The sequence below is a fragment of the Pseudovibrio sp. W74 genome (assembly GCF_001623085.1).
GTDB lineage: Bacteria > Pseudomonadota > Alphaproteobacteria > Rhizobiales > Stappiaceae > Pseudovibrio.
In genome coordinates this window covers 79,848-103,000 of the sequence record NZ_LMCJ01000007.1, presented here as the reverse complement: position 1 = coordinate 103,000, position 23,153 = coordinate 79,848, and the positions used below count along the sequence as shown (strand labels likewise).

Here is a 23,153-nt window from a genome sequence, read left to right as displayed (position 1 = left end):
AAAACTCAGTTTGCTGACTCACGAAACTCCATTCCCTGTTGAGCACTTGCTGGTTTTGCTGCGCATTCTTATCCTAAAACCGAAATCCAGTTTTCGGGAATACGCTTTAGCGGGTTTTACTCTTGTTGTTTCTATACACTCTGGGCTAAACACATACCGGAATTCCCCCCTAGGCCTCCGGTACCCTACGAGAGGCTACTAAGAAATCAGGAGCCTTTCCGGCATGAAATTCTTCGTTGATACTGCTGACACCAACGACATTAAAGAGCTGGCTGCAACCGGTCTTCTCGATGGTGTTACCACTAACCCATCTCTTATCATGAAATCTGGCCGTCCAATGAAAGAAGTCATCGCAGAGATCTGCGAGCTTGTGGATGGTCCTGTTTCTGCTGAAGTTGTTGCAACTGACGCTGAAGGCATGCTGAAAGAAGCTGAAGAGCTGATCGCAATTGCAGACAACATCTGCATCAAGCTGCCTTTGACACTGGAAGGCCTGAAGGCTTGCCGCGTTCTGGCGAACAAAGGCGTGCAGACCAACGTGACCCTTTGCTTCTCTGCAAACCAGGCTCTTCTGGCTGCAAAAGCTGGCGCGACCTTCATCTCTCCATTCATTGGCCGTCTGGACGACATCAACATTGAAGGCCTGGACCTGATTGCTGAAATCCGTCAGATCTATGATAACTACGGCTTCACCACCGAAATTCTTGCAGCTTCTATCCGTAGCGCAAACCACGTAAAAGACTGCGCTCTTATCGGCGCTGATGTTGCAACTATCCCACCTTCAACACTGAAGGGCCTCGTGAAGCACCCACTGACCGACAAAGGTCTGGAAGCATTCATGAAGGACTGGGCAGCAACCGGTCAGAGCATCGTTTAAGCTCTTTGTTTTTTCGCATATCGCGATGATATTAAGCGCGGGCCTTTGGGTCCGCGTTTTTTTATGGGCTCTATTTTGCGTTCTCTGGAATCCACTCAGTCACAAGCTGGAAATATTTTCTGCGCAATTCTTGCTGATCTTGTGAGAGGCTCGCAACAAGGCGGGCCTTCAAGTCAATTATGTTCTCTGTAACGGGGTATTCTTGCTCTGCGACCGCAGCAAGCTTGGTATGGGTAGAGCCATCCCAATCATGATTCACTCTAAAGCCGAAGTTCATGACTGCATCGTGCCAAGTCGCATCTAAATTCAACCATGTTTCCTGTTCGAAAACTCGCAGGTAATGATGAAAATCCGGGACCCGTTCATGCGTCGCAATTGCTTTAAGCTCTTCCGGGAAGCTTTCATCTATAGGCGTGCTTTCATTAAAGTATGTAAACATCGTGACGATCTCCGCCCGATATCCAGCCTCACGGAGCAAGTCTCTCAACAAAATGTGCTTCCCCGAGCAGGAACCTAAATTGCTTGTGTAGACAATCCTCGGGTCACGATTCCCCGTCGATCCATATGGGATGTTACGCACGTGGTGATAAATCTGCGGAAGCGTCAACAAGCTGTTCTTTGAAATCACACTCTGCAAAAATTCATTGTATTTCGTCACTTAGCTCTCACTGCTCCCTATTCAAAATGAGAAGCAGGTAGTATTTCCCGAAAGTGCCCTCAAACAAAGCCTCTTAGCGCTTTTTTTGTTTGCCTGTGTTTTCCCCTCCCCTCATCACTCTTGGCAAGGTTCACACCCATTCATTCGGTCAAAGTGGAACGGCACAAACCAGTATCCACCGCGTCAAACAGTGTTGGCAGGGGTTTCTTAACTCTCCCTCGCCAGTTTCTGATGGTGATCTTGAATATGTCGCGTGCATTTCATTCACGCGCCTCATTCAAGATCTTTATTAATGCGTATCCTCGCCTGAAAACCGGAGACCACTTTTCAGGGATACGCTTGCGAAAGACTTCTTCATGCGTAACCTCATCGTATTCTCTGCTGCCCTTTTGGCTTGCATCTGGACAACTGCAGCCTTTTCTGCACCGCCAACCAGCTTCTCTCAGGCCAAGCGTCTGTTGGAGAAGCATATTTATCCATCAGAAGAGTATCGTGAGACCTTCTATTGTGGTTGCACCTACAATGGAAAGAAGCAGGTTGATGCGGACAGTTGCGGGTATACCCCGCGCAAAAATGCCAAGCGCGGCAAGCGGATTGAGTGGGAGCACATTGTTCCAGCTTCGCGTTTTGGCAAAACACGCGCCTGTTGGAGTGAAGGTGACCCCGCATGTACCACCAAGAAAGGCAAATCCTATAAGGGCCGCCGGTGCTGCTCTAAAGTTGATGCAGATTTCAAGCGCATGGAAGCTGATCTCCATAACCTCGTTCCAGCCGTTGGTGAGTTAAACGGGGACCGCTCCAATTATCGCATGGCCGTTATCACCGGCGAAGACCGGACTTATGGCGCTTGTGATTTTGAGATTGATAGCAGCCGGAAAGTTGCCGAGCCGATGGCTGAGACGCGTGGTGATATTGCGCGGATCTATCTGTACATGCAGACCACCTACGGCATGGCTTTGACAGAGACTGAGGTCGAGATGTTCAACAATTGGATGGCAGAGGATCCGGTCTCTGAAGAAGAGCAACTGCGAGATGCTCGCATCCTGGAAATTCAGGGTAACACCAATCCGCTTATTTCGGTTGGTTTCTAGCCAGGTCCTCTTTTCGCTTCCTACCGTCATAATTGTGTACCGACACATCATCTACCCTAGGGTAAGGTATCATGACGGTGGGAGGGTACAATGGCAGTTGAAACTGAGAATCTGAAATTCCTTGTTGGTCCGAAGACAGTCCTCGATCATTTACCGGATAATCCGCTGGATGATCTTGAGGGCGAGATTATCGGGTTTATTGATGCTGCAGAGCGCTCGCTCGACATAGCAATTCAAGAAATAGACAATAAACGCATAACCAACGCACTTATCAACGCAAAGCGGCGCGGGGTGCGGGTGCGAGTGGTATCCGAGGCGGATTACTTAAGTGTGGATGAGCCTGCTGAAGACCCGCATTCGAGCGACCCTCGTGTTGAGAACGAGGTGAACCGGCAACTTCATGCGGCGTTGCTGCGCTCTAAGGTGTGGGTTCGGACCGACTTTAACCCACGGATATTCCATCAAAAATTCATTATCCGGGATGGCAATTCTGTTCTGACAGGTTCTACAAACTTCACTGAGACCGGCACACATCGCAATCTCAATCACCTTCTCATCATCAAAGATGAGAAGGTTGCCGATATCTTTGAACGGGAATTCAGGGAGATTAAACGCGGACGCTTTGGCCGATATAGCGTTGATGAGAACGAATCCGAGAACACGCCGAAAGAAGTGATTGTCGACGACATCCGCGTGAAAGTTTGCTTTGCGCCGGACCACGCGCCAGAGATGGAAGTCACCAAACAGATGACAAAAGCTAAGGAACGGGTAGATTTCGCGATCTTCACCTTCTCCAAGAGCTCCGGTATTGATGATGCCATGTTGCTGTTGATGGAGGCTGGACGAAAGGTACGTGGTGCGCTTGATGCCCGGCAAGGCGGTCAGGACTGGGCAGCGACCCAACCCCTTGCAGAAGCTGGTGCTGATTTGCATTTCGTTCGCGGATCAAGCCGAATTGGTAAGCTTCATCATAAGCTTATGGTGATTGATGATAGCATTATGATTGTTGGTAGCTTCAATTACACAGGCCCGGCGAACCGGTTTAATGACGAGAACATCGTCGTTCTGGGGGATTCTGTTGTGCCAACCGAGAACCAGAAACGGTTTGCGATGGCAGCACGGCAAGAGATTGACCGGATCATCAGTGATCATGGGCAGCCAATCGTCATCAACTAAATTTGCGCAGGCCTTTCTTAAAGGCGTGTATGTTTATCTTTTGGTAACCATTCAGCCAGATTTGGCGCTTACACTTTGCGAATGGCAAATTCCCTTGATAGCGGCGAAGACTTACTCATCATCTGCAAACCAGATGTTACCGCAGCGATTGAAGACTGGATTGATCATCTGGGATCTGAACGGCGACTGGCTGAACGGACACTGGAAGCGTATGAGCGCGATACCCGTCAGTTCCTGCGCTTCATGACCAGTTATGAAGGTGAACCGGTTGCCCTGCGGCATCTGGAGTCTTTGAAACCAAAGGACTTTCGCGCATTTCTGGCAACCCGCCGGAGGGATGGCGCACAAACGCGGACGCTTGCCCGTGGCCTTGCTGGCATCCGCTCCTTCCTCTCGTTTCTGGAGGAGCGCGGTGAGGTGAATGCGGCTGGTGCTGCGGCGGTTCGTACGCCGAGACTTCCCCGCAGCCTGCCCAAGCCTATCCCCGTTGAGGAAGCCAAAGCGATTGTCAGCAGCGATCTCGCTTTTGAGGACACTCCCTGGGTTGAAGCCCGAAACGCAGCGGTGTTCACACTGCTCTACGGTTGCGGCCTCCGCATTTCCGAAGCGCTGTCTCTGACATCGGCCTCCGCGCCGAAGGAGGGGGATAAGTCGCTGAAGATTCGCGGTAAAGGCAACAAAGAACGGCTTGTTCCGGTTCTGCCAGTGGTAATAGAAGCTATTGAGGCCTACAAAAAGCAGTGCCCTTATGATCTGTCGGGCAGTTCACCGCTGTTTCGCGGCGTTCGTGGCGGCCCGCTGAATGCGCGCATGATCCAGCTGGCCATGCAAAAGATCCGCAGTGCTCTTGGTCTACCAGACACCGCAACTCCTCACGCTTTACGCCATTCGTTTGCAACTCATTTGCTGTCTGAAGGCGGGGATTTGAGGAGCATTCAGGAGCTACTGGGGCACGCAAGCCTTTCTACCACACAGATTTATACGGAAGTGAACAGTGCACAGCTGTTGGACGCTTATGACAAGGCACACCCGCGTCGTTGATAGGTTGTCCCCCTCCCTCACATCACCTTGATCTCCCTTAGCAGATCCCCTAGGTTCATCGATGTGAAACGGGGTGCCCAACACGTTTGTTGTGGCTGAGATCATACTCGAAGAACCTGCTCTGGATAATTCCAGCGAAGGGAGCACTCACGCCGTGTTGGGGGATAGATTGTCTGGCAGTTTGCCAAGTCCCTGATACCAGCTCTCTTTCGCACAACAAGACCGAGGATAAAAATGGGTCGTGTCGAAAGCGCTTGCGCAACTCTTTCTGCAATTCGTGACAACAGTCCACTCGTCCATAACATGACGAACATCGTGGTGGCCAACACCACAGCCAACGCCCTGCTGGCCATTGGCGCCTCCCCTGCCATGGTGGATGGCCCGGAAGAAGCCCCTGAACTTGCAAGTGTTACAGGTGCATTAGTGGTCAACGTTGGCACGGTTACCCCTGCTCAGGCAGAGACCATGAAGTTGGCTACTGCTGCTGCCCACAAAGCTGGTCGCCCTTGGGTGCTGGACCCGGTGGCTGTTGGAGCGCTGACCTTCCGCACCGAGCTTGCTGGTGAATTGCTGGAGAATAAGCCGAGCGTCATTCGTGGCAATGCCTCTGAAATCATGGCACTTGCTGGTCAGGGTGCAGGTGGAAAAGGCGTTGATAGCACGGATAGCTCTCAGGCTGCTCTGGCAGGAGCGAAAGAACTGGCGAAGCAGACGGGCGCTGTTGTTGTCGTCTCTGGTCCTGTCGATTTTATCACTGATGGTGCGCGCACTGCTGAAGTCGCCAACGGGGATAAGATGATGCCTTATGTGACTGGTCTTGGCTGCACGGCAACAGCTTTGACTGGCGCGACACTGGCTGTTTGCGATGACCCGTTTGATGCTGCTGTTGATGCAATGGTTTTCCTCGGAGTGGTTGGTGAGATTGCTGCAAAAAATTCAGCAGGACCAGCAAGCTTGCAGCTGGATATTATTAACGGCCTCTATCAGCTGAACAGCGATATCCTCAACGCAACTGCACGGGTTGAAATGCATGAAACCGTTGCTTGATCTTTCCGTTTATCTGGTGCTGGGGCCGCAAGACTGCGCCGGTCAGGATCCCGTCGACATAGCAATCGCAGCCGCACAAAACGGCGCTACTGTTGTGCAGCTTCGTGACAAGACTGGCAGCACGCGCGAGCAAATTGAGCTGGCAGAGCGGTTGATGCAAGCGTTGAAACCGCTGAATGTGCCGCTAATCGTCAATGATCGCGTAGATGTTGCCTTAGCGGTTGATGCGGACGGTGTTCATGTTGGGCAGGATGATATGGATGCCACGAAAGCCCGGGAGCTGATCGGCTCTGATAAGCTGCTTGGTCTATCAGTCAGCACTCAGGACGAGCTGGATGCTGCGGACTTTTCCGCCTGCGATTACCTTGGCATAGGCGCCTGCTTCCCGACAAACAGTAAGGATGATGCGGCTGACATGGGTATGCAGAGCTTTGCCGGTTTAACGGTTCAATCTCAGTTGCCTGTGGTTGGAATTGGCGGAATTTCGCTTTCTAATGCGGATCAGGTGATCAAAGCTGGGGCAGATGGAGTTGCAGTTATTTCTGCAATCTGTGGGGCATCCAGTCCATCCGCAGCTACGCGCAAGCTTCAGGACATCGTCAAAAGCGTAAAAGACCTAGGGTGATAGGATAAAACACGCATTTACTCCTCGCAGAGCCCATCTACATTGATATATGAGAGGACTAGGCAGGGAGCTTTTAGTCATGAAACTTAGACAAACAACATTTATGTGCATTTTCTTCTGCACGTTTGCTTTTCTTGTTTCAGCAGCTCAAGCTCAAACAGCCTGTGAAGTCCGCAAATCAGAGATGGCGGAGCTGGGGGACTGGGAAAATCCCAAAGCACGTTTGAAAGAGCTTTCTCAGATTGAAGTTCAAGGCCAGTGCCTTGATGGGCAACTGGTTGTGCGCGCCCGCGCATTTACCAGCTGCTCCCCTCGCGATTGCAAATGGGGTTGGGCTCCAGGGCAGCTTAGTTTTTCTGGTGTACTAACGTTCCGGTTTGGCGGCTTCTTCAAAGCGCAACACATTGAGCTTCGGCCAATGGGAGAGCGTATTCAGGCTTACGTGCGAACAGAAAACCACGATCCAACGTTTCCCAATAAGACACGCAGCTACATCCTTGTTCGCCAATAGCAAAAAAGCCGCCTCAGTTTCCTGAAGCGGCTTTTTCTTAATCTGGAACTTCCAGATTACATATGGATTGGCTTGGCGAATGTCGCCATAGCAGCTTCTTTCACTGCCTCAGACATTGTTGGATGCGCATGACAGGTGCGACCCAGATCTTCAGAGGAACCGCCGAATTCCATCAGAACGCATGCTTCGTGGATCATTTCGCCAGCCCCAACGCCAACGATATGAACGCCGAGCACGCGATCTGTTTCAGCGTCAGCCAGAACTTTCACAAAACCGTCGGTGTGAAGCGTTGCTTTCGCGCGACCGTTTGCGGAGAACGGGAACTTGCCGGACTTGAATTTTATGCCAGCAGCTTTCAGCTCTTCTTCAGTTTTGCCAACGCTGGCAACTTCTGGAGAGGTGTAAACAACGCCAGGAATGACGTCATAGTTTACGTGACCAGCCTGACCTGAGAGCATTTCTGCAACTGCAACGCCTTCGTCTTCCGCTTTGTGCGCAAGCATTGGGCCCGCAATCACATCACCGATAGCAAAGATACCGTCAACGTTGGTTTTGTAGTGATTGTCTGTCTTCACGCGACCACGCTCGTCCAGTTCAACACCTGCTTCTGCCAGACCAAGGCCTTCTGTATAAGGACGACGGCCAATTGCGACGAGAACCACATCTGCATCTAGAGCTGCGGCGGCGGCTTCACCCGCTGCTGGCTCAACGGTCACTTCCAGAGCACGGCCTTTTTTCTGAACCGCAGTCACCTTGGAGGACAGCTTGAACTTGAGGCCTTGCTTTTTCAGCATGCGCAGGAACTGCTTGGAAACGTCTGCATCCATTGGGCCGAGTATCTTGTCCATGAACTCAACAACGGTCACTTCAGCACCGAGACGGGCATAGACGGAACCAAGCTCAAGGCCGATAACGCCAGCGCCGACAACAGTCATGCGGTTAGGCACTTTTTCCAGAGCCAAAGCGCCGGTTGAGGAGACAATAGTTTTTTCGTCAATCTCGATACCTGGCAGAGGCATCACATCAGAACCTGTTGCGATCACGATGTTCTTGGTTTCAACGATGGTAGTAGAGCCGTCTTCAGCTTTTACTTCTACGCGACCAGCGCCAAGTACACGGCCAGTACCAGTGTGAACGTCGATCTTGTTCTTTTTGAAGAGGTAATCGATGCCGGTTACATTGCCGTCGATCACTTTGTCTTTGTGCGCCAACATTGCCTTCCAGTCCACTTTTGGCTTGGAAGTTTTGATGCCCAGGGCTTCAAAGCTGTGGTTTGCTTCCTCAAACATTTCAGAAGCGTGCAGCAGAGCTTTGGATGGAATACAACCGATGTTCAGGCAGGTACCACCATGGGTCTTACGCTTCTCAACTACAGCAACTTTCATGCCGAGCTGAGCTGCCTTGATTGCACAAACATAACCGCCTGGGCCGGTACCGATGACGACGAGATCGTAGGACATTTGCAAATCCCTGTAAGTAGGCGGGAGAAGGCTGCAACGAAGAGAAGTGCGCCAATTTCCCTTAAAACAAATGTGCCCGGCCAGTGCCGGGCACGTTTACATCAGAGGTCCAGAATCAGACGCTGTGGATCTTCAAGGCTCTCTTTAACGCGAACCAGGAAGGTCACTGCCTCTTTGCCGTCAACGATACGGTGATCGTAGGACAGAGCCAGATACATCATCGGACGGATTTCTACCTGACCGTTGATCGCAACCGGGCGCTCCTGAATTTTGTGCATGCCGAGGATACCGGACTGCGGTGCATTCAGGATTGGAGAGGACATCAGGGAGCCGTAGACGCCACCATTGGAAACGGTGAAGGTACCACCCTGCATGTCTGCCATGGAGAGCTTGCCATCACGGCCTTTACGACCGAGGTTGCCGATTTCTTTTTCGATTTCAGCAATAGACATCTGGTCTGCATCACGAACAACAGGAACCACAAGACCCTTCGGAGTGCCAACAGCAACACCGATATGCGCGTAGTTTTTGTAGATGATGTCAGTGCCATCGATCTCAGCGTTTACAGCCGGGATTTCTTTAAGAGCATGGGTAATTGCTTTGGTGAAGAAACCCATGAAGCCAAGTTTTACGCCGTGCTTCTTCTCAAAGATATCCTTGTACTGCTTGCGCAGGTCCATGATCGGCTTCATGTCCACTTCGTTGTAAGTGGTCAGCATAGCCGCAGTGTTCTGAGCATCTTTCAGGCGGCGCGCAATAGTCTGGCGCAGCTTGGTCATGCGAACACGTTCTTCACGAACTTCATCGGTTGGAGCTGAAACGGCGCGCACCCCAACAGGAGCTGGAGCGGCTGCCGGAGCAGCGGAAGCGCCAGCAGCAATAGCTGCTAGAACATCACCCTTAAGAACCTGACCGCGCTTGCCAGAGCCTGCAACCTGATCAGCGGAGAGGCCTTTTTCAGCCATCATCTTTGCAGCAGAAGGTGCTGCTGGCATGCTTGTGCCAGAAACAGTTGGTGCAGGAGCGGCAGCTGCCGGAGCAGCAGCGGCAACAGCTGCGCCGTCACCTTTAGCGATTTTGCAGAGCAGGTTACCCGGCTCAACAGTTGCGCCAGTTGCCTGAGCGATTTCAACCACGGTACCTGCAACTGGGCTAGGTACTTCCTGAGCAGCTTTGTCTGTTTCCAGCTCAACGAGGATATCGTCAGCCTTTACAACGTCACCAACTTTAACTGACCATTCGCCAACTTCAGCTTCGGTAACGCTTTCACCAGCGTGTGGTACCAGAACTTCAACTGTTTCAGCAGCTGCAGCAGGCGCAGCTTTAGCAGCCGGTGCAGCTTCGGCAGCAGGAGCGGGCACAGCACCAGCTGCGCCCTCTGCGATGGAACCAAGAAGGGCGCCAACTTCAACTGTATCGCCTTCTTTCACATCAATGCTGTCCAGTTTACCGGCTACAGGCGCAGGTACTTCAACAGTTACCTTGTCTGTTTCCAGCTCAACCAGTGGCTCATCTGCATTCACCGCATCGCCCGGCTTTTTGAACCATTGAGCGATTGTTGCCTCGGTTACGGATTCACCCAGAGTGGGTACTCGAATTTCCGTCGCCATTGTCTCTATCTCTTTTCGTTTCAGGGCCCCTGAAAGGCCTGTCGGACTTACCTGATTACGAGGTACTTACTCGGCGAATGCATCGTCGAGGAAAGCTTGTAGCTGAGCCAAGTGCTTTGACATCAAGCCGGTTGCTGTTGCAGCAGCTGGTGGACGGCCAACGTAACGCGGGCGATGCACTTTTGCATTCACATGCTCCAGAACCCATTCAATGTACTGTTGAATGAAGAACCATGAGCCCATGTTCTTTGGCTCTTCCTGACACCAGACTACGTCTGCATTCTTGAAGCGGCCCATCTCTACGCACAAGGACTTGGTCGGGAACGGGTAGAGCTGCTCAACGCGGAGGATGTAAACATCGTTGATGTTACGTTTCTCACGCTCTTCGAGCAGGTCATAGTAGACCTTACCTGTACACAGGATCACGCGACGGATGTCTTCATCCTTCTTCAGCTCAACAGTTGAACCCGGGTTCGTTTGAGCATCATCGTGAAGGAGACGGTGGAAGCTTTCGTCTGCGCCGAAGTCTTCCAGTTTGGAAACTGCACGCTTGTGGCGAAGCAGAGACTTTGGCGTCATCAGAACGAGTGGCTTACGAATGTCACGCTTCAACTGACGGCGAAGGATGTGGAAGTAGTTAGCCGGTGTCGAACAGTTGGCTACCTGCATGTTGTCTTCCGCGCACATCTGCAAGAAACGCTCAAGGCGTGCTGAGGAGTGCTCAGGACCCTGACCTTCATAGCCATGCGGCAGCAAGCAGACCAGACCGGACATACGCAGCCATTTACGCTCACCAGAGGAGATGAACTGGTCGAACAGTACCTGCGCACCGTTTGCGAAGTCACCGAATTGTGCTTCCCACATGGTCAGCGCATTTGGTTCTGTCAGCGAGTAACCGTATTCAAAGCCCAACACTGCTTCTTCAGAAAGCATTGAGTTGATGACTTCATAACGGCCCTGCTTTTCACCAACGTGGTTCAGCGGGATGTAACGGCCTTCGTCTTCCTGATCATACAGGACGGAATGACGTTGAGAGAAGGTGCCGCGTTCACAATCCTGACCGGACAAGCGAACGGAATGGCCTTCTTTCAACAATGCACCGAATGCCATTGCCTCACCCATTGCCCAATCGATACCTTCTCCGGTCTCGATCATTTTGGCACGGTTGTTCATGAAGCGGCGGATCGTGCGGTGTGCATTGAAATCATCAGGAACATTGGTCAGCTTGCCGCCGAGTTCCTTGAGTTCATCCATTGGAAGACCAGTCGAACCACGACGCGGCTCGTCAACTTCCTTCGCAACCTTCATCTTAGACCAACGGCCATCAAGCCAGTCGGCTTTGTTTGGCTTGTAGGTTTGGCCTGTTTCGAATTCACGATCCAGATGCGAACGCCAGTCAGCTTTTGCTTTATTAACGTCCTCAGCAGACATCAGACCTTCTTTGACCAGCTTGTCAGCATAGATCTGAAGGGTTGTTTCATGCTTGCGGATCTTGCGGTACATGATTGGCTGCGTAAACGCAGGCTCGTCACCTTCGTTATGGCCGAAGCGGCGATAACAGATGATATCAATCACGACCGGACGACCGAACTTCTGACGATATTCAGTTGCAATCTTTGCAGCAAAAGTAACAGCTTCCGGATCATCACCATTTGCATGGAAGATCGGCGCTTCAATCACTTTCGCGGCGTCAGAAGGATAAGGTGAAGACCGTGAGAAACGTGGGTTGGTTGTAAAACCGATCTGGTTGTTGATGATCACATGGATCGAACCACCAGTGCGGTGACCACGAAGCGCGGACAGACCGAAACATTCAGCAACAACACCCTGACCAGCAAACGCAGCATCGCCGTGCAGAAGCAATGGGAGGACGTTACTGCGGTCAATTTCTGATGTCTCTTTCCAATCAGAAAGCTGGTCCTGCTTGGCACGAACCTTACCCAGAACAACCGGGTTTACGATCTCAAGGTGAGACGGGTTCGCTGTCAAAGACAGGTGAACGTTGTTGTTGTCGAAAGAGCGGTCAGAAGAAGCACCGAGGTGGTACTTCACATCACCAGAGCCTTCCACATCATCAGGAGCGTATGAACCGCCCTTGAACTCATGGAAGATCGCGCGATGTGGCTTGCCCATCACCTGAGACAGAACGTTCAAACGGCCACGGTGTGCCATGCCCAGAACGATGTCTTTAACACCAAGAGCACCACCGCGTTTGATGATCTGCTCAAGCGCCGGGATCAGTGCTTCACCACCGTCCAGACCGAAACGCTTTGTACCGGTGTATTTCACATCAAGGAACTTCTCGAAGCCTTCGGCCTCAACAAGTTTATTGAGGATCGCTTTCTTACCTTCCGGTGTGAAGGCAACATGCTTGTCCGGACCTTCAATGCGCTCCTGGATCCATGCTTTTGCAGCTGGATCAGAAATATGCATGAACTCGACACCAAGGGTGGAGCAATAGGTCCGTTTCAGAATTTCCAGCATCTCACGGATGGTGGCGAATTCCATGCCCAGAACGTTGTCCAGGAAGATCTTCCGATCCCAGTCCGCTTCAGAGAAGCCATAGGTCGCGGGATGCAACTCTTCATGGTCACCAGGAACAGCAAGGCGGAGCGGGTCAAGATCAGCATGCAAGTGGCCGCGCATACGGTAAGCACGGATCATCATGATCGCACGAACACTATCGCGAGTTGCCTGCAGCACCTGATCTTCGGTTAGCTCAACACCATTCTTCTTGGCCGTGGACTTGATCTTTTTGCTGACTTCTTTTTCAGCGGGCCAGTCGCCATCAAGAGCTGAAACCAGTTCACCATTTGCTGGAACTGGCCAATCAGAACGCTGCCAGGTTGCTCCGCGAGCTTCCTTGATTACGTCTTCTGGATTGTCCTGAAGCGAAGAAAAGAATTCTTTCCACTCGGGGTCGAGTGAATTCGGGTTTTCCTGATATTGAGCATAAAGCTCTTCAATATAAGGAGCGTTGGCGCCGTAAAGAAACGACGTCAGCGCGAATACGTTGTTCGCGTCCTGCCGAGCCATCGTTTTTAAGCGGACTGTTGATCCGCCCTACTTTCTTTGGGCGGGTGTCACACACCACATACCCTTGGGTCCCGCGACTGACAGCAAGCCTGGGGACTTACTGCCTTCTCAAGACTGTCGATGAAAGTGATTCACCGACAGTCGATTTAGTATGCCTCCTAAATGGTATAGGAGGTGTAATTTTTAAGCACCCTGCTTCAACTCTTCGAGAAGAGCAACAAGGGTCTTGCCAAGCTTAGCTGGGGATGGAGATACACGGATGCCCGCGTCTTCCATTGCAGCGATCTTGTCGTCCGCTCCGCCTTTACCGCCAGAGATCACAGCACCTGCGTGACCCATGGTGCGGCCTGGAGGCGCTGTACGACCAGCGATGAAGCCAACCATTGGCTTAGAACGGCCTTTTGCAGCCTGTTCTTTGAGCCATTCAGCTGCTTCTTCTTCTGCAGAACCACCGATCTCACCGATCATAATGATGGATTCTGTTTCTGGATCATCCAGGAACAGGTCCAGCATATCGATGAACTCAGTGCCCTTTACAGGGTCACCACCGATGCCGACTGCAGTGGACTGGCCGAGGCCTTCCTGCGAAGTCTGGAAGACTGCTTCATAAGTAAGTGTACCTGAACGGGAAACAATACCTACAGAGCCCTTCTGGAAGATGGAGCCTGGCATAATGCCGATCTTACACTGTTCAGGTGTCAGAACGCCTGGGCAGTTTGGACCGAGAAGACGGCTGTCGGATGCGTCGAGGCGAGCTTTAACCTTCACCATGTCTGCAACCGGGATACCCTCAGTGATACAAACGATGAAAGGAATGCCAGCGTCGATAGCTTCGATGATTGCTGCGCCTGCACCTGCTGGTGGGACGTAAACAACAGAAGCGTTTGCACCGGTTGCGTCTTTCGCTTCTTTAACGGAAGCAAAGATTGGCAGTTCAGCAGCAGATTCAAGTCCGGAAGACCAGGTTTCGCCGCCTTTTTTAGGGTGTACACCGGCAACCATTTGGGTGCCGAAGTATGCCAGTGCCTGCTCAGTGTGGAATGTGCCGGTTTTACCGGTCAGACCCTGAACGATGACTTTAGTGTCTTTGTCGACGAGGATAGACATTATGCGACCTCCTTCACAGCAGCCACGATTTTCTGAGCTGCATCGTCGAGATCGTCAGCAGGAATAACATTCATGCCGCTTTCGCTAATGATCTTTTTGCCAAGCTCAACGTTGGTGCCTTCGAGGCGCACAACGAGAGGAACCTGAAGACCAACTTCTTTAACAGCAGCCAGAACGCCTTCTGCAATCACATCACAGCGCATGATGCCACCGAAGATGTTGACCAGAATGCCCTGTACGTTTGGATCGGACGTGATGATCTTGAACGCAGAGGTTACTTTCTCTTTGGTAGCGCCGCCACCAACGTCGAGGAAGTTTGCAGGCTCAGCACCATACAGCTTGATGATGTCCATGGTCGCCATCGCCAGACCAGCACCGTTCACCATGCAGCCGATATTCCCGTCGAGAGCAACGTAAGCGAGGTCGTGCTTGGAAGCTTCGATCTCTTTTTCGTCTTCTTCGGTCTTATCGCGCAGAGCAACAATGTCTTCGTGGCGGAACAGTGCGTTGCCGTCGAAGGATACTTTCGCATCCAGAACGCGCAGACGACCACTTTCCATAACGATCAGTGGGTTGATTTCGAGAAGCGCCATATCCTTTTCTACAAATGCTTTGTAGAGGATTGGGAACAGCTTCATGCCATCCGCGCGTGCTTCACCTTCAAGCTTGAGGGTGTCACAAAGAGCAGATGCTTTGTCTTCGGTCACGCCCTGAAGCGGATCGATTGGCAGAGTGAGGATAAGCTCTGGCGTATTGTGCGCAACTTCCTCGATATCCATGCCGCCTTCAGTGGATGCTACGAAAGCAACCTGACCACATGTGCGGTCGACGAGCAGAGAGAGGTACAGTTCGCGGTCAATGTCCGCACCGTCTTCGATGTAAAGACGGTTCACGACTTTACCAGCATCACCGGTCTGTGCAGTCACCAGTGTGTTGCCGAGCATGTCAGCAGCGTGGGACTTTACTTCATCCAAGTTGAATGCAAGACGAACGCCGCCTTTTGCTTCTGGGCCGAGTTCTTTGAACTTACCCTTACCGCGACCACCTGCGTGGATCTGAGACTTCACAACCCACAACGGGCCTGGAAGGCTTTTTGCAGCAGCTTCAGCTTCATCAGCGGAGAAAATTGCAACACCTTCAGCAACAGGTGCGCCGTATTCCTTCAGGACCTGTTTGGCCTGGTATTCATGTATGTTCATCTGCCCTTCCCATTCTAAGGGGCCCTGCCGAAGCAGGGAGCTAGACTGGCAACGCCTAGTGCTGCCAGTCTTTCAGATCATAGCTCGCGTGGCTTATGCCAGAGCAGGCTGGATTTTCTTACAAGCGTCAACAAGGCCGTTTACAGAAGAAACGGATTTGTCGAACATCGCTTTTTCATCGCTATTGAGATCAATTTCAATGATACGTTCGATGCCGTTTTCGCCAATAACAGTTGGCACGCCAAGGTACATGTCTTTCTGACCATACTGGCCATCAAGGTATGCAGCACATGGAAGAACGCGCTTTTTGTCTTTGAGGTAGCTTTCTGCCATTGCGATAGCAGATGCAGCTGGTGCGTAGAATGCGGAACCAGTTTTCAGAAGACCAACGATTTCTGCGCCACCATCACGGGTGCGCTGAACGATTTCTTCGAGACGCTCTGCAGTGAGCCAGCCCATTTTCACCAGATCGGTGAGTGGAACGCCAGCAACAGTGGAGTAGCGTGTCAGTGGAACCATTGTATCGCCGTGACCGCCAAGAACGAATGCGGTTACGTCTTCTACGGATACTTTGAATTCTTCTGCAAGGAAGTAACGGAAGCGAGCGCTATCCAATACGCCAGCCATGCCAACAACTTTGTTTGCTGGGAGACCGGAGAATTTCTGCAGAGCCCAAACCATCGCGTCGAGTGGGTTGGTGATGCAGATTACGAATGCGTCTGGAGCGTACTTCTTAATACCAGCGCCAACCTGCTCCATAACCTTCAGGTTAATTTCAAGCAGATCATCACGGCTCATGCCAGGTTTACGAGGAACACCTGCAGTCACGATGACGACATCAGAACCAGCGATGCCTTCATAGGTGTTTGTGCCAGACAGACCAGAGTCAAAGCCGTCAACTGGAGAAGATTCTGCCAAGTCCAAAGCTTTGCCCTGAGGCATACCTTCAGCGATGTCGAACAGAACGATATCACCCAGTTCTTTCAGACCAGCGAGGTGTGCGAGTGTGCCACCAATCTGACCGGATCCAATCAAAGCAATCTTGTTGCGCGCCATGAGGAGCTCCCCTTTACGTAACATAGAACCATGATATATGGTGCCTATTTGTCGCAGTGGGTAGCGGTTTTGACGGATGTGCGCAACCCAAATGAAACACACATCCGCGTTATTTTCCGTAAAATGACGTTTTTTTAGCAGTTTGGATAAGCTCTCAATACGTCATTTCTGAATAAAATTAAATTTTTTCAGTTTTCGGTATTAAGCTCACGCATCAAGTACTCTTCCGAACGCATTTCGATCAGGCGCGAAGCTGTTCGATCAAACTCAAATGCTTCGGTTCCAGATGAGGCAACATAGAGGTCCTGCGGCTCTGCGCTTGCCTGAATCACGAGATGAACGTGATTGTCGTAGAGCGTATCAATCAGGTTGATGAATCGCTTTGCTTCGTTCCTACGTGCCTTGTCCAGTACGGGCACACCTTCGAGGAAAACTGTGTTGAAAGCATGTGCAATACGCAGGTAATCAGAGGGCCCTAGCGGGGTGCAGCACAATTCCTGAAATGTGAACCAGGCAATCGCGCTACAAGTGCGGCTTACTGGTATTTTCCGGCCTTTGTTTTCTAACTCAACAAGATGACATTGAAGGCCGTAGGTCATGCTGGCCCAAAGTTTCTCCATCTTCTGGAGGCTCTCAGGACCAAGCGGCTCGAGGTACGTATCTGAGCCGGAGAGCTTCTCAAGGCGGTAATCGGTCGGCGCATCCAAGTGAATGACACTCATTCGCTCGTTCAAAGAACGGATGAATGGAAGAATGTGATTTCTATTCAGTCCGTCTTTATAGAGCTCATCCGGCACCACGTTTGAGGTACACACGACGACAACGCCAGCCTCGAACAATTTGCCGAAAAGCCGTCCGAGCAACATAGCATCGGCGATGTCGGTTACAGTGAATTCATCAAAGCACAGGAGGCGCGTTGTGCTGATGATCTCCTCAGCAACCGGGATGATCGGATCGCGGTCCTTGATCGTCCCAGCACTGATCTTCTTGCGGACCATAAATATGCGATCGTGGATCTCCTCCATAAACTCATGGAAGTGGGAACGATGCTTTTTAGGTTCAGGACTTAGATCGTAGAACAAATCCATGAGCATGGTTTTGCCGCGTCCTACAGATCCCCAAATATACAGGCCTTTGATGTAGTCTGGCTCTTCCTTGCTTTTTCCAAGCAGGCGACCTAACAGCCCCTTCTTTTCTTCCGGCTTTCGCTGCACCATTTCTGCAGTCAAAGCATCCAGAGACTTTGCCACCTGAATTTGCGCCGGATCGGCTTCCAGGTCGCCCCGCGCCACCATCGCTTCGTAGTGGGCAAGGACGGTTGTTAGGTTAGACGTATTCTCAAGCACGGAGCTCACATTCCTTAAGCTGTATTTCAGAGGGCAAATCACGCCGATCCGATGGGCTATATTTGCCCATGGCATAAAGGAGAGCGCTACCCAGACGCAAGTACAATAGGGTTTATTCGTAAAACCAACGTCTCACATCCGATCAACTTCTGCGGCGCACTTAAGCAAACACAAAAAGCGCTGCACCTGATATTGGCGCAACGCTTCGAAATTTATAGAATCATCATCTGATGATTAGCGGGCGAAGTTGATTGGAGCGCCGTTCGCTGTTTGACCAGAGAAGTTGGTTCCAGCACCAGAGAGCGTCGCAACATTTCCGCCGCCAGCGTCTTTCAAGACAACCTGACTGCCGTTCAGATTCCATGCAGAGATCTGAGAGAGCGTTGCATCGCTACAGCCGCGTGTATTCGCACGGTAGCCGCCGCTCCACTTGGTCAGCGTCATGAAGAGCTTACAGTTGTCGCCACCTGAAGAAACGCTCCAGCCGCCAAGCAGATCGGTACGACCCACAGAGCCACCTGTTGCATTGACGTTTGGAGCAGGAGGTGCAGAAACAACCTGCGAATTAGCGTTCGCGTCCTGACCGTCAACCAAGATCTGGCCTTCAGAGCCTGGCTGACCAGGAGTGATCGGCGACAGGGTCTGACCTTCGATTGGTGAGATCGGAGAAGCAGGCAACGGAGAGACATAGCTACGGGTATACGTCGTCCGTTGGCACGCTATTGTGGAAAGTGCAATTACAGAAACAAATGCAATCGTCAAACTACGATTCATAGTGGTGTCATCCCAGCCTTGTGAATTAAGGCGTATTAACCATAAAGACCTTAAGAAACTGCCCCTAAAACAAGGCAGGTGAAAGGTTTACCACTCAAAAAAATGTGAGTTTCCCACTGAAACCCCTATTTCCTAAGGGAAACATGGGAAAATCTGACAACTCTCATAAAGCATTGGGCCAGCCAACCTTAACAAGCAGCACGCCAATTTAGAGAATCACTAGAAAAAACCTTAGAGGAGATTGCAAGATCTATAGATTCTTTAATTTTGCAGAATGCATCTGTTGCCTCTTTTATGTTCCGGGGAACATCTTCATCTAGGCAGATATCCCAGTTCAACTTTACTGGATGACCGGGCCACATTGGTTGCTTGTCAAGAAGCACACTTGTCTGAAGTCTTATTATGTAGTCGGGTTGAGGCGCATGGGGCAGCGAAAAAATCGTCCAGGGCTTCGGATGCAATCCTCCCTCATCCATACCGTTGGCGAAAAGAACTTTCTTGGTGAGCGAAACCATTTCCTCTCGTGGCAACGGGCCACCAGAGAAGGCACGCAACTCTCCCATGGAGGTATGGTTTAAGTAGGCTTCTGCAGCCAGACTCAGAAATGAATTATCTACGCAAACAAACAGTACATTTGCCTTAGTCATAGGCACGTCTCCACTGGAGCGCCGGACAATGTCCAATCATTCGGTGTCACTCGATTCCAGCACTTCATAGTGCCCTTTTTCTTCGGATCGATGACAACCAGACGATGCGCTTAAAATAATTGCGATTAGAATTGGAATGAGCGAAGCCAAAGTGCGGAAATATTCGCAATGGAGGCTTCAAACCTAAGTGAACTCAGTTCACTTTGCTTCTTTATGCCTGTATAAAGGCTCCGATTTTTCTGAGTTTATTTGGAGCTGCACAATGTCTTTCCCTTTATGGACCATACTGATTGCCGGTCTGATGCCATGGCTTTCTGTTCTTCCTGCCAAATTTTCCCGCAAGTTCGACAACTCAAACCCAAGAGACCCAGAATATTGGAAAGAAGGATTTCGCTTGCGCGCGCGCTCCGCAGAGATCAACGGCCTCGAAGCTTTCCCTCTTTATGCAGTATCTGTGCTCGTTGCCCTCGCCTATGGCGGTGACCCAGACTGGATTGAAAGACTATGCGGTTTGTTCATCGCAATGCGCGTGCTGTTCGTCGCATGCTATTGGCTTAACCGCGCCACCCTGCGTTCTCTTGTCTGGTTCGTTGGTTTGATTTGCGCTGTTGCGCTGTTCACGTCTCCGGCGTGGTCATAACAGCAAGCGCTGGGGGTCATAATCCCCGCGATTTCAAGGTATTGTGAGAAAGGTAAAGATCTTTCTCACGCAAACTGGCACGGTTCTGCTGTTTCTGCAGGACTACAGGTGAGAGAAGTAAACAGAAGGCCCTGTGAGACCCTTAGTTTTTAGGGATGACCGCCCATTTCAGGAAGAAACGATCTGCTTGGGCAGCCGTTTCCTGAGTAAACTGGCGACGACGGCGGGCCAGCAATGCAGGGCCAGCCTCCAATTCAGCCAGGATAAGATCGTTGATAGCGCCAGCAGGGCGAACGACATCCTTGATCATCCCAGCCTCGCTACGTTCTACCAATTCTTCAATCTCACCACGAAGCACAGGGCGAATAAAGGTCGCCTCGGCAATATCTGAGAGGCGAGAAGGCGGAACACCCTGATAGCGATTCTGATTGTACCAGCGCAGCACCAGTGATGAGCGGATGAGGTCATACAAGCGTTCAGGCACAATCTCGCCGAGTGACACACCGTCAAACCGATGCTTCTGTCGCTCAATCCGATTGTAATGATAAAGCGCAAAGCGAACCGGGTCACAATGCTCAAGGGCAAAGGAGATCAACGACTTCGGAAATTCGTCATGCCCTGCATATGGATCCTTCAACTGAACCCAATCAAGCGGTTCAGGATTGCCTTTTAACAGCGCAATGAGCGTTTTTTTCAAGTCCCAGCCAGACACATTTGCCGGGACATTCACATCAACATCTACCGTCTCATCGACCGGAAAAAGAGAAAGGTAGTGCTCAATTGATCGTATGTAGATGAACCGACAATTGGCGTAGTGAGCTTCAGACTTTTTATGAAGATACAGGTGCGAAAGATCGCCCGCGTGCAGAACACGCAGATTTCTTTCGTTTTCCAAGTCACGAAAGCTCTTTTCCAGCTCCATATAAACAGAAGAGCTTTCCGAACCAACCTGTGAAGGTGCACCCACCAATATTGCCTACCTGAAATCTAAGAGGCTTCCCCTCGTTGCACTTACCCTTGAACGCAATTCAGGGCAAGTGCACGCAAGCAGTTTGCTCTCTAAGTTTTAGGAAAACAGAGAGATTGGGTGAAGATACACCTTCTCTTACTTGGCTTCGGCAGAAAGGGCATCAAATGCGCTGAGGGCCTCTGCAGCGTACATTAGGGAAGGTCCACCACCCATGTAAACAGCCACACCGAGAGCTTCCATCAACTCTTCACGGGTTACACCATACTTGATGCAGGCTTTTGCGTGGTATCCAAGGCAGGCATCACAGCGTGCAGCAACACCGATGGAGATCGCGATGAGCTCTTTTTGCTTCGGTTCAAGAGCGCCAGTTCCAATGGCGCTTTTTGCGATTTCGCCAAACCCCTTCATCACACCAGGAATACCCGGGCGCAGTTCAGCGATGCGACCATCCGTTTGGGTGAGGAATTCTTGCCAATTTTCTACAGCCATGCTTCGACTCCTTTTATATTAGATATTACTAATACTAATAATTCGCAAAAATCCAACAATGACTAAAATCAAAGAAATCGCGCTTAGCGCATTAATATCATTCGTGTTTTTACATAATTTGTCCGTTAATATGACGCATACGTCATTGCAATCTCTACTCAGCTATGATTACTGAAGGAACTCTCGTTTTTTCATTTTCGGAAATTGATATGTCCATCGCAGAAATCCTGACTGCAAAGGGCCGTGCTGCTGACCTGCTCGCTGCCGCCCGTGATGCATTCCTCACCCAAGGGTACAAGAAAACCTCGGTGAGCGAGATTGCAGATGCCTCAGGTATCTCAATGGCACACATCTATAACTTCTACCCAAGCAAGATAGACCTTGCCTGTGCTGTTGTCGCTGCAGAGGTGGTGAAGCTGGTTGCGCGCCTTGAAACAGCGACTGACCCCAACGCCAGTGCCTCAGCACGTCTGAGCAAGTTTCTCATGATGGAATTTGAAGAGACATATCGCCTGCTGGAACTCAACAAGGGTCTGGCAGACTGCTTGCAGGTGCTGGAACAGAAGCGCCCGGAAGACTTTGAAGAACTGTTCCGGCTTGTGCGACAACCAATGCACACTATCCTGCATTCCGGCAACCTTGCTGAGGAATTTGACCTACGAGAAGTCAGTCAGGTGGCAAGACACATTCACGCTGCGACGATGAAGTTCCGCTTTCCTCAACTGCACAGCCACGAACCCTATGAGATACAGCGCAAAGAATGCATTGGCGTTATCAAGCTGGTTCTGCGAGGCGTTGAGCGACGCTAGAGAGTTGCTGACTTTTTCGTAAACCCGCCATGAGCTCATTGACGGTTTCGTAAGGATTGCAGGTATCGCCCCCTTAAGATTGAGAAATCAGCACATCAGTGCCTGTCAATTCCAACTAGCCTTAACGCAAATTTTCCTTTTTAAAATCAAGCATTTATAAAGATCGCAGTTCTAGACTTATTTGTATCAAGTTACCTATCACGTCTGATTATTTAGCCGTGTCATCCTCTTGCGTATTTTGGGGGAACCAATGAGTCGCTTAAGAGTATTTGCGTTTGCGGTATTGGGATTGCTCGGCTTCAGCAGCCATTCCTATGCTGTTGAATACCCACCTGGTGTAGAGGTGGAAGAGCCCTATGAGGTTTACGAGGAAGAAGTTGTCGATGGGCTGATCACCCCACCTGAATATGACTGGGATGGCTTCTATCTCGGTGTGCAGGGTGGCTGGGCCCGCCTTCATGGCACGAACCGCTTCAACAACAGTGGTACGCAGTATAACGGCGGGACCGTTGGGTTATATGGCGGCTACAACTACACTTATCAGAATATTCTGATCGGCGTAGAAGGCGAAGGCGCTTACTGGTCTTTTGGTGAGCGTTCTCGCGGTGAAATGTCATTGCGCTCTGATTACTTCGCTGCCGCAAAGATCCGGGCCGGCCTCACCTACGATTGGTTCATGGCGTATGTGACTGGTGGTGCAGCTGTTTCCACCTTCCGTGCTTCTAACCCGAATTTCGGTCCTGGCTCTGACAGCAACACGATGCTTGGCTGGGTTGGCGGTGCTGGCCTTGAGATGTTCGTCACCGAGCGGGTGATTGTACGCCTGGACTATGAGCGCATTGTCTTTCCCGGTCGTAGCTTTACCGTTGGTGGAACGCGCTTCAAGGAAGACATTGACAGCGACGCTATCCGGATCGGTGTTTCCTATAAGTTTTAGGCTATTAGCCTCAAATGAAAAAAGCCGCCTCATTTCAATGAGGCGGC

At 51.1% G+C, this 23,153-nt stretch carries 22 protein-coding genes and 1 riboswitch; of the genes, 10 read left to right on the top strand and 12 right to left on the bottom strand.

The window, feature by feature from the left end:
• Positions 1–223: 223 nt before the first annotated feature.
• Entirely contained in the window at positions 224–877 is a 654-nt protein-coding gene (gene fsa / locus PsW74_RS06255; protein ID WP_057462970.1) for a fructose-6-phosphate aldolase, read from the top strand.
• Positions 878–947: 70 nt separating this feature from the next.
• On the opposite strand, the gene PsW74_RS06250 is transcribed toward fsa, so the two are convergent.
• Complete coding sequence (locus tag PsW74_RS06250) at positions 948–1,535, bottom strand: transglutaminase domain-containing protein (protein WP_063286419.1); 588 nt, start codon at positions 1,533–1,535, stop codon at positions 948–950.
• A 356-nt stretch (positions 1,536–1,891) separates the two neighbouring features.
• Between PsW74_RS06250 and PsW74_RS06245 the strand changes: the two genes are divergently transcribed.
• From PsW74_RS06245 to PsW74_RS06220, 6 genes are all read left to right on the top strand, one after another.
• Positions 1,892–2,626: an endonuclease gene (locus PsW74_RS06245; protein WP_063286418.1), complete on the top strand. Its 735-nt coding sequence runs from the start codon at positions 1,892–1,894 to the stop codon at positions 2,624–2,626.
• A 90-nt stretch (positions 2,627–2,716) separates the two neighbouring features.
• Positions 2,717–3,802, top strand: coding sequence for a phospholipase D-like domain-containing protein (locus PsW74_RS06240; protein WP_063286417.1), 1,086 nt, complete (start codon positions 2,717–2,719; stop codon positions 3,800–3,802).
• An 81-nt stretch (positions 3,803–3,883) separates the two neighbouring features.
• Complete coding sequence (locus tag PsW74_RS06235; protein WP_057462974.1) at positions 3,884–4,843, top strand: tyrosine recombinase XerC; 960 nt, start codon at positions 3,884–3,886, stop codon at positions 4,841–4,843.
• A gap of 59 nt (positions 4,844–4,902) precedes the next feature.
• A riboswitch (TPP riboswitch) is annotated at positions 4,903–5,005 on the top strand.
• 72 nt (positions 5,006–5,077) lie between these two features.
• A complete protein-coding gene (thiM, locus tag PsW74_RS06230; protein WP_063286416.1) occupies positions 5,078–5,890 on the top strand; it encodes a hydroxyethylthiazole kinase in 813 nt (270 codons plus the stop codon).
• Positions 5,874–6,515 (top strand): thiamine phosphate synthase, encoded by a 642-nt coding sequence (gene thiE / locus PsW74_RS06225; RefSeq protein WP_063286415.1) that lies wholly within the window; start codon positions 5,874–5,876, stop codon positions 6,513–6,515. The genes thiM and thiE overlap by 17 nt, the downstream gene beginning before the upstream one ends.
• A 79-nt stretch (positions 6,516–6,594) precedes the next feature.
• Positions 6,595–7,026: a hypothetical protein gene (locus tag PsW74_RS06220; protein ID WP_063286414.1), complete on the top strand. Its 432-nt coding sequence runs from the start codon at positions 6,595–6,597 to the stop codon at positions 7,024–7,026.
• Between the two features lie 56 nt (positions 7,027–7,082).
• Here PsW74_RS06220 and lpdA read toward each other — a convergent pair whose 3' ends face one another.
• From lpdA to PsW74_RS06175, 9 genes are all read right to left on the bottom strand, one after another.
• Positions 7,083–8,486: a dihydrolipoyl dehydrogenase gene (lpdA, locus tag PsW74_RS06215; RefSeq protein ID WP_063286413.1), complete on the bottom strand. Its 1,404-nt coding sequence runs from the start codon at positions 8,484–8,486 to the stop codon at positions 7,083–7,085.
• A 101-nt stretch (positions 8,487–8,587) separates the two neighbouring features.
• Positions 8,588–10,096 carry a 2-oxoglutarate dehydrogenase complex dihydrolipoyllysine-residue succinyltransferase gene (odhB, locus tag PsW74_RS06210; RefSeq protein WP_063286412.1) on the bottom strand — a complete coding sequence of 503 codons (1,509 nt, stop codon included), beginning with the start codon at positions 10,094–10,096 and terminating at the stop codon, positions 8,588–8,590.
• 66 nt (positions 10,097–10,162) lie between these two features.
• Positions 10,163–13,132: a 2-oxoglutarate dehydrogenase E1 component gene (locus tag PsW74_RS06205; RefSeq protein WP_057462980.1), complete on the bottom strand. Its 2,970-nt coding sequence runs from the start codon at positions 13,130–13,132 to the stop codon at positions 10,163–10,165.
• Positions 13,133–13,315: 183 nt separating this feature from the next.
• Positions 13,316–14,239, bottom strand: a complete 924-nt coding sequence (gene sucD, locus PsW74_RS06200) for a succinate--CoA ligase subunit alpha (protein WP_057462981.1) — start codon at positions 14,237–14,239, stop codon at positions 13,316–13,318.
• Positions 14,239–15,438, bottom strand: a complete 1,200-nt coding sequence (gene sucC / locus PsW74_RS06195; protein ID WP_057462982.1) for an ADP-forming succinate--CoA ligase subunit beta — start codon at positions 15,436–15,438, stop codon at positions 14,239–14,241. The genes sucD and sucC overlap by 1 nt, the downstream gene beginning before the upstream one ends.
• Positions 15,439–15,531: 93 nt before the next feature.
• Entirely contained in the window at positions 15,532–16,494 is a 963-nt protein-coding gene (mdh, locus tag PsW74_RS06190) for a malate dehydrogenase (RefSeq protein WP_057462983.1), read from the bottom strand.
• 188 nt (positions 16,495–16,682) lie between these two features.
• A complete protein-coding gene (zapE, locus tag PsW74_RS06185) occupies positions 16,683–17,840 on the bottom strand; it encodes a cell division protein ZapE (protein WP_063286494.1) in 1,158 nt (385 codons plus the stop codon).
• Positions 17,841–18,074: 234 nt separating this feature from the next.
• Positions 18,075–18,614, bottom strand: a complete 540-nt coding sequence (locus tag PsW74_RS06180; protein WP_057462985.1) for an AprI/Inh family metalloprotease inhibitor — start codon at positions 18,612–18,614, stop codon at positions 18,075–18,077.
• A gap of 188 nt (positions 18,615–18,802) precedes the next feature.
• Positions 18,803–19,261 (bottom strand): hypothetical protein, encoded by a 459-nt coding sequence (locus PsW74_RS06175; RefSeq protein WP_063286411.1) that lies wholly within the window; start codon positions 19,259–19,261, stop codon positions 18,803–18,805.
• Positions 19,262–19,523: 262 nt separating this feature from the next.
• Here PsW74_RS06175 and PsW74_RS06170 point away from each other — a divergent pair, with 262 nt between their 5' ends.
• Positions 19,524–19,901, top strand: a complete 378-nt coding sequence (locus PsW74_RS06170) for an MAPEG family protein (RefSeq protein WP_063286410.1) — start codon at positions 19,524–19,526, stop codon at positions 19,899–19,901.
• 142 nt (positions 19,902–20,043) lie between these two features.
• Here the strand turns inward: PsW74_RS06170 and PsW74_RS06165 are convergent, their stop codons facing one another.
• Positions 20,044–20,868: a nucleotidyltransferase domain-containing protein gene (locus tag PsW74_RS06165; RefSeq protein WP_208987867.1), complete on the bottom strand. Its 825-nt coding sequence runs from the start codon at positions 20,866–20,868 to the stop codon at positions 20,044–20,046.
• Positions 20,869–21,006: 138 nt separating this feature from the next.
• A complete protein-coding gene (locus PsW74_RS06160; RefSeq protein ID WP_063286408.1) occupies positions 21,007–21,360 on the bottom strand; it encodes a carboxymuconolactone decarboxylase family protein in 354 nt (117 codons plus the stop codon).
• 209 nt (positions 21,361–21,569) lie between these two features.
• Here PsW74_RS06160 and PsW74_RS06155 point away from each other — a divergent pair, with 209 nt between their 5' ends.
• Positions 21,570–22,169 carry a TetR/AcrR family transcriptional regulator gene (locus PsW74_RS06155; RefSeq protein WP_057462990.1) on the top strand — a complete coding sequence of 200 codons (600 nt, stop codon included), beginning with the start codon at positions 21,570–21,572 and terminating at the stop codon, positions 22,167–22,169.
• A gap of 250 nt (positions 22,170–22,419) precedes the next feature.
• Entirely contained in the window at positions 22,420–23,106 is a 687-nt protein-coding gene (locus tag PsW74_RS06150) for an outer membrane beta-barrel protein (protein ID WP_063286407.1), read from the top strand.
• Positions 23,107–23,153: the final 47 nt, after the last annotated feature.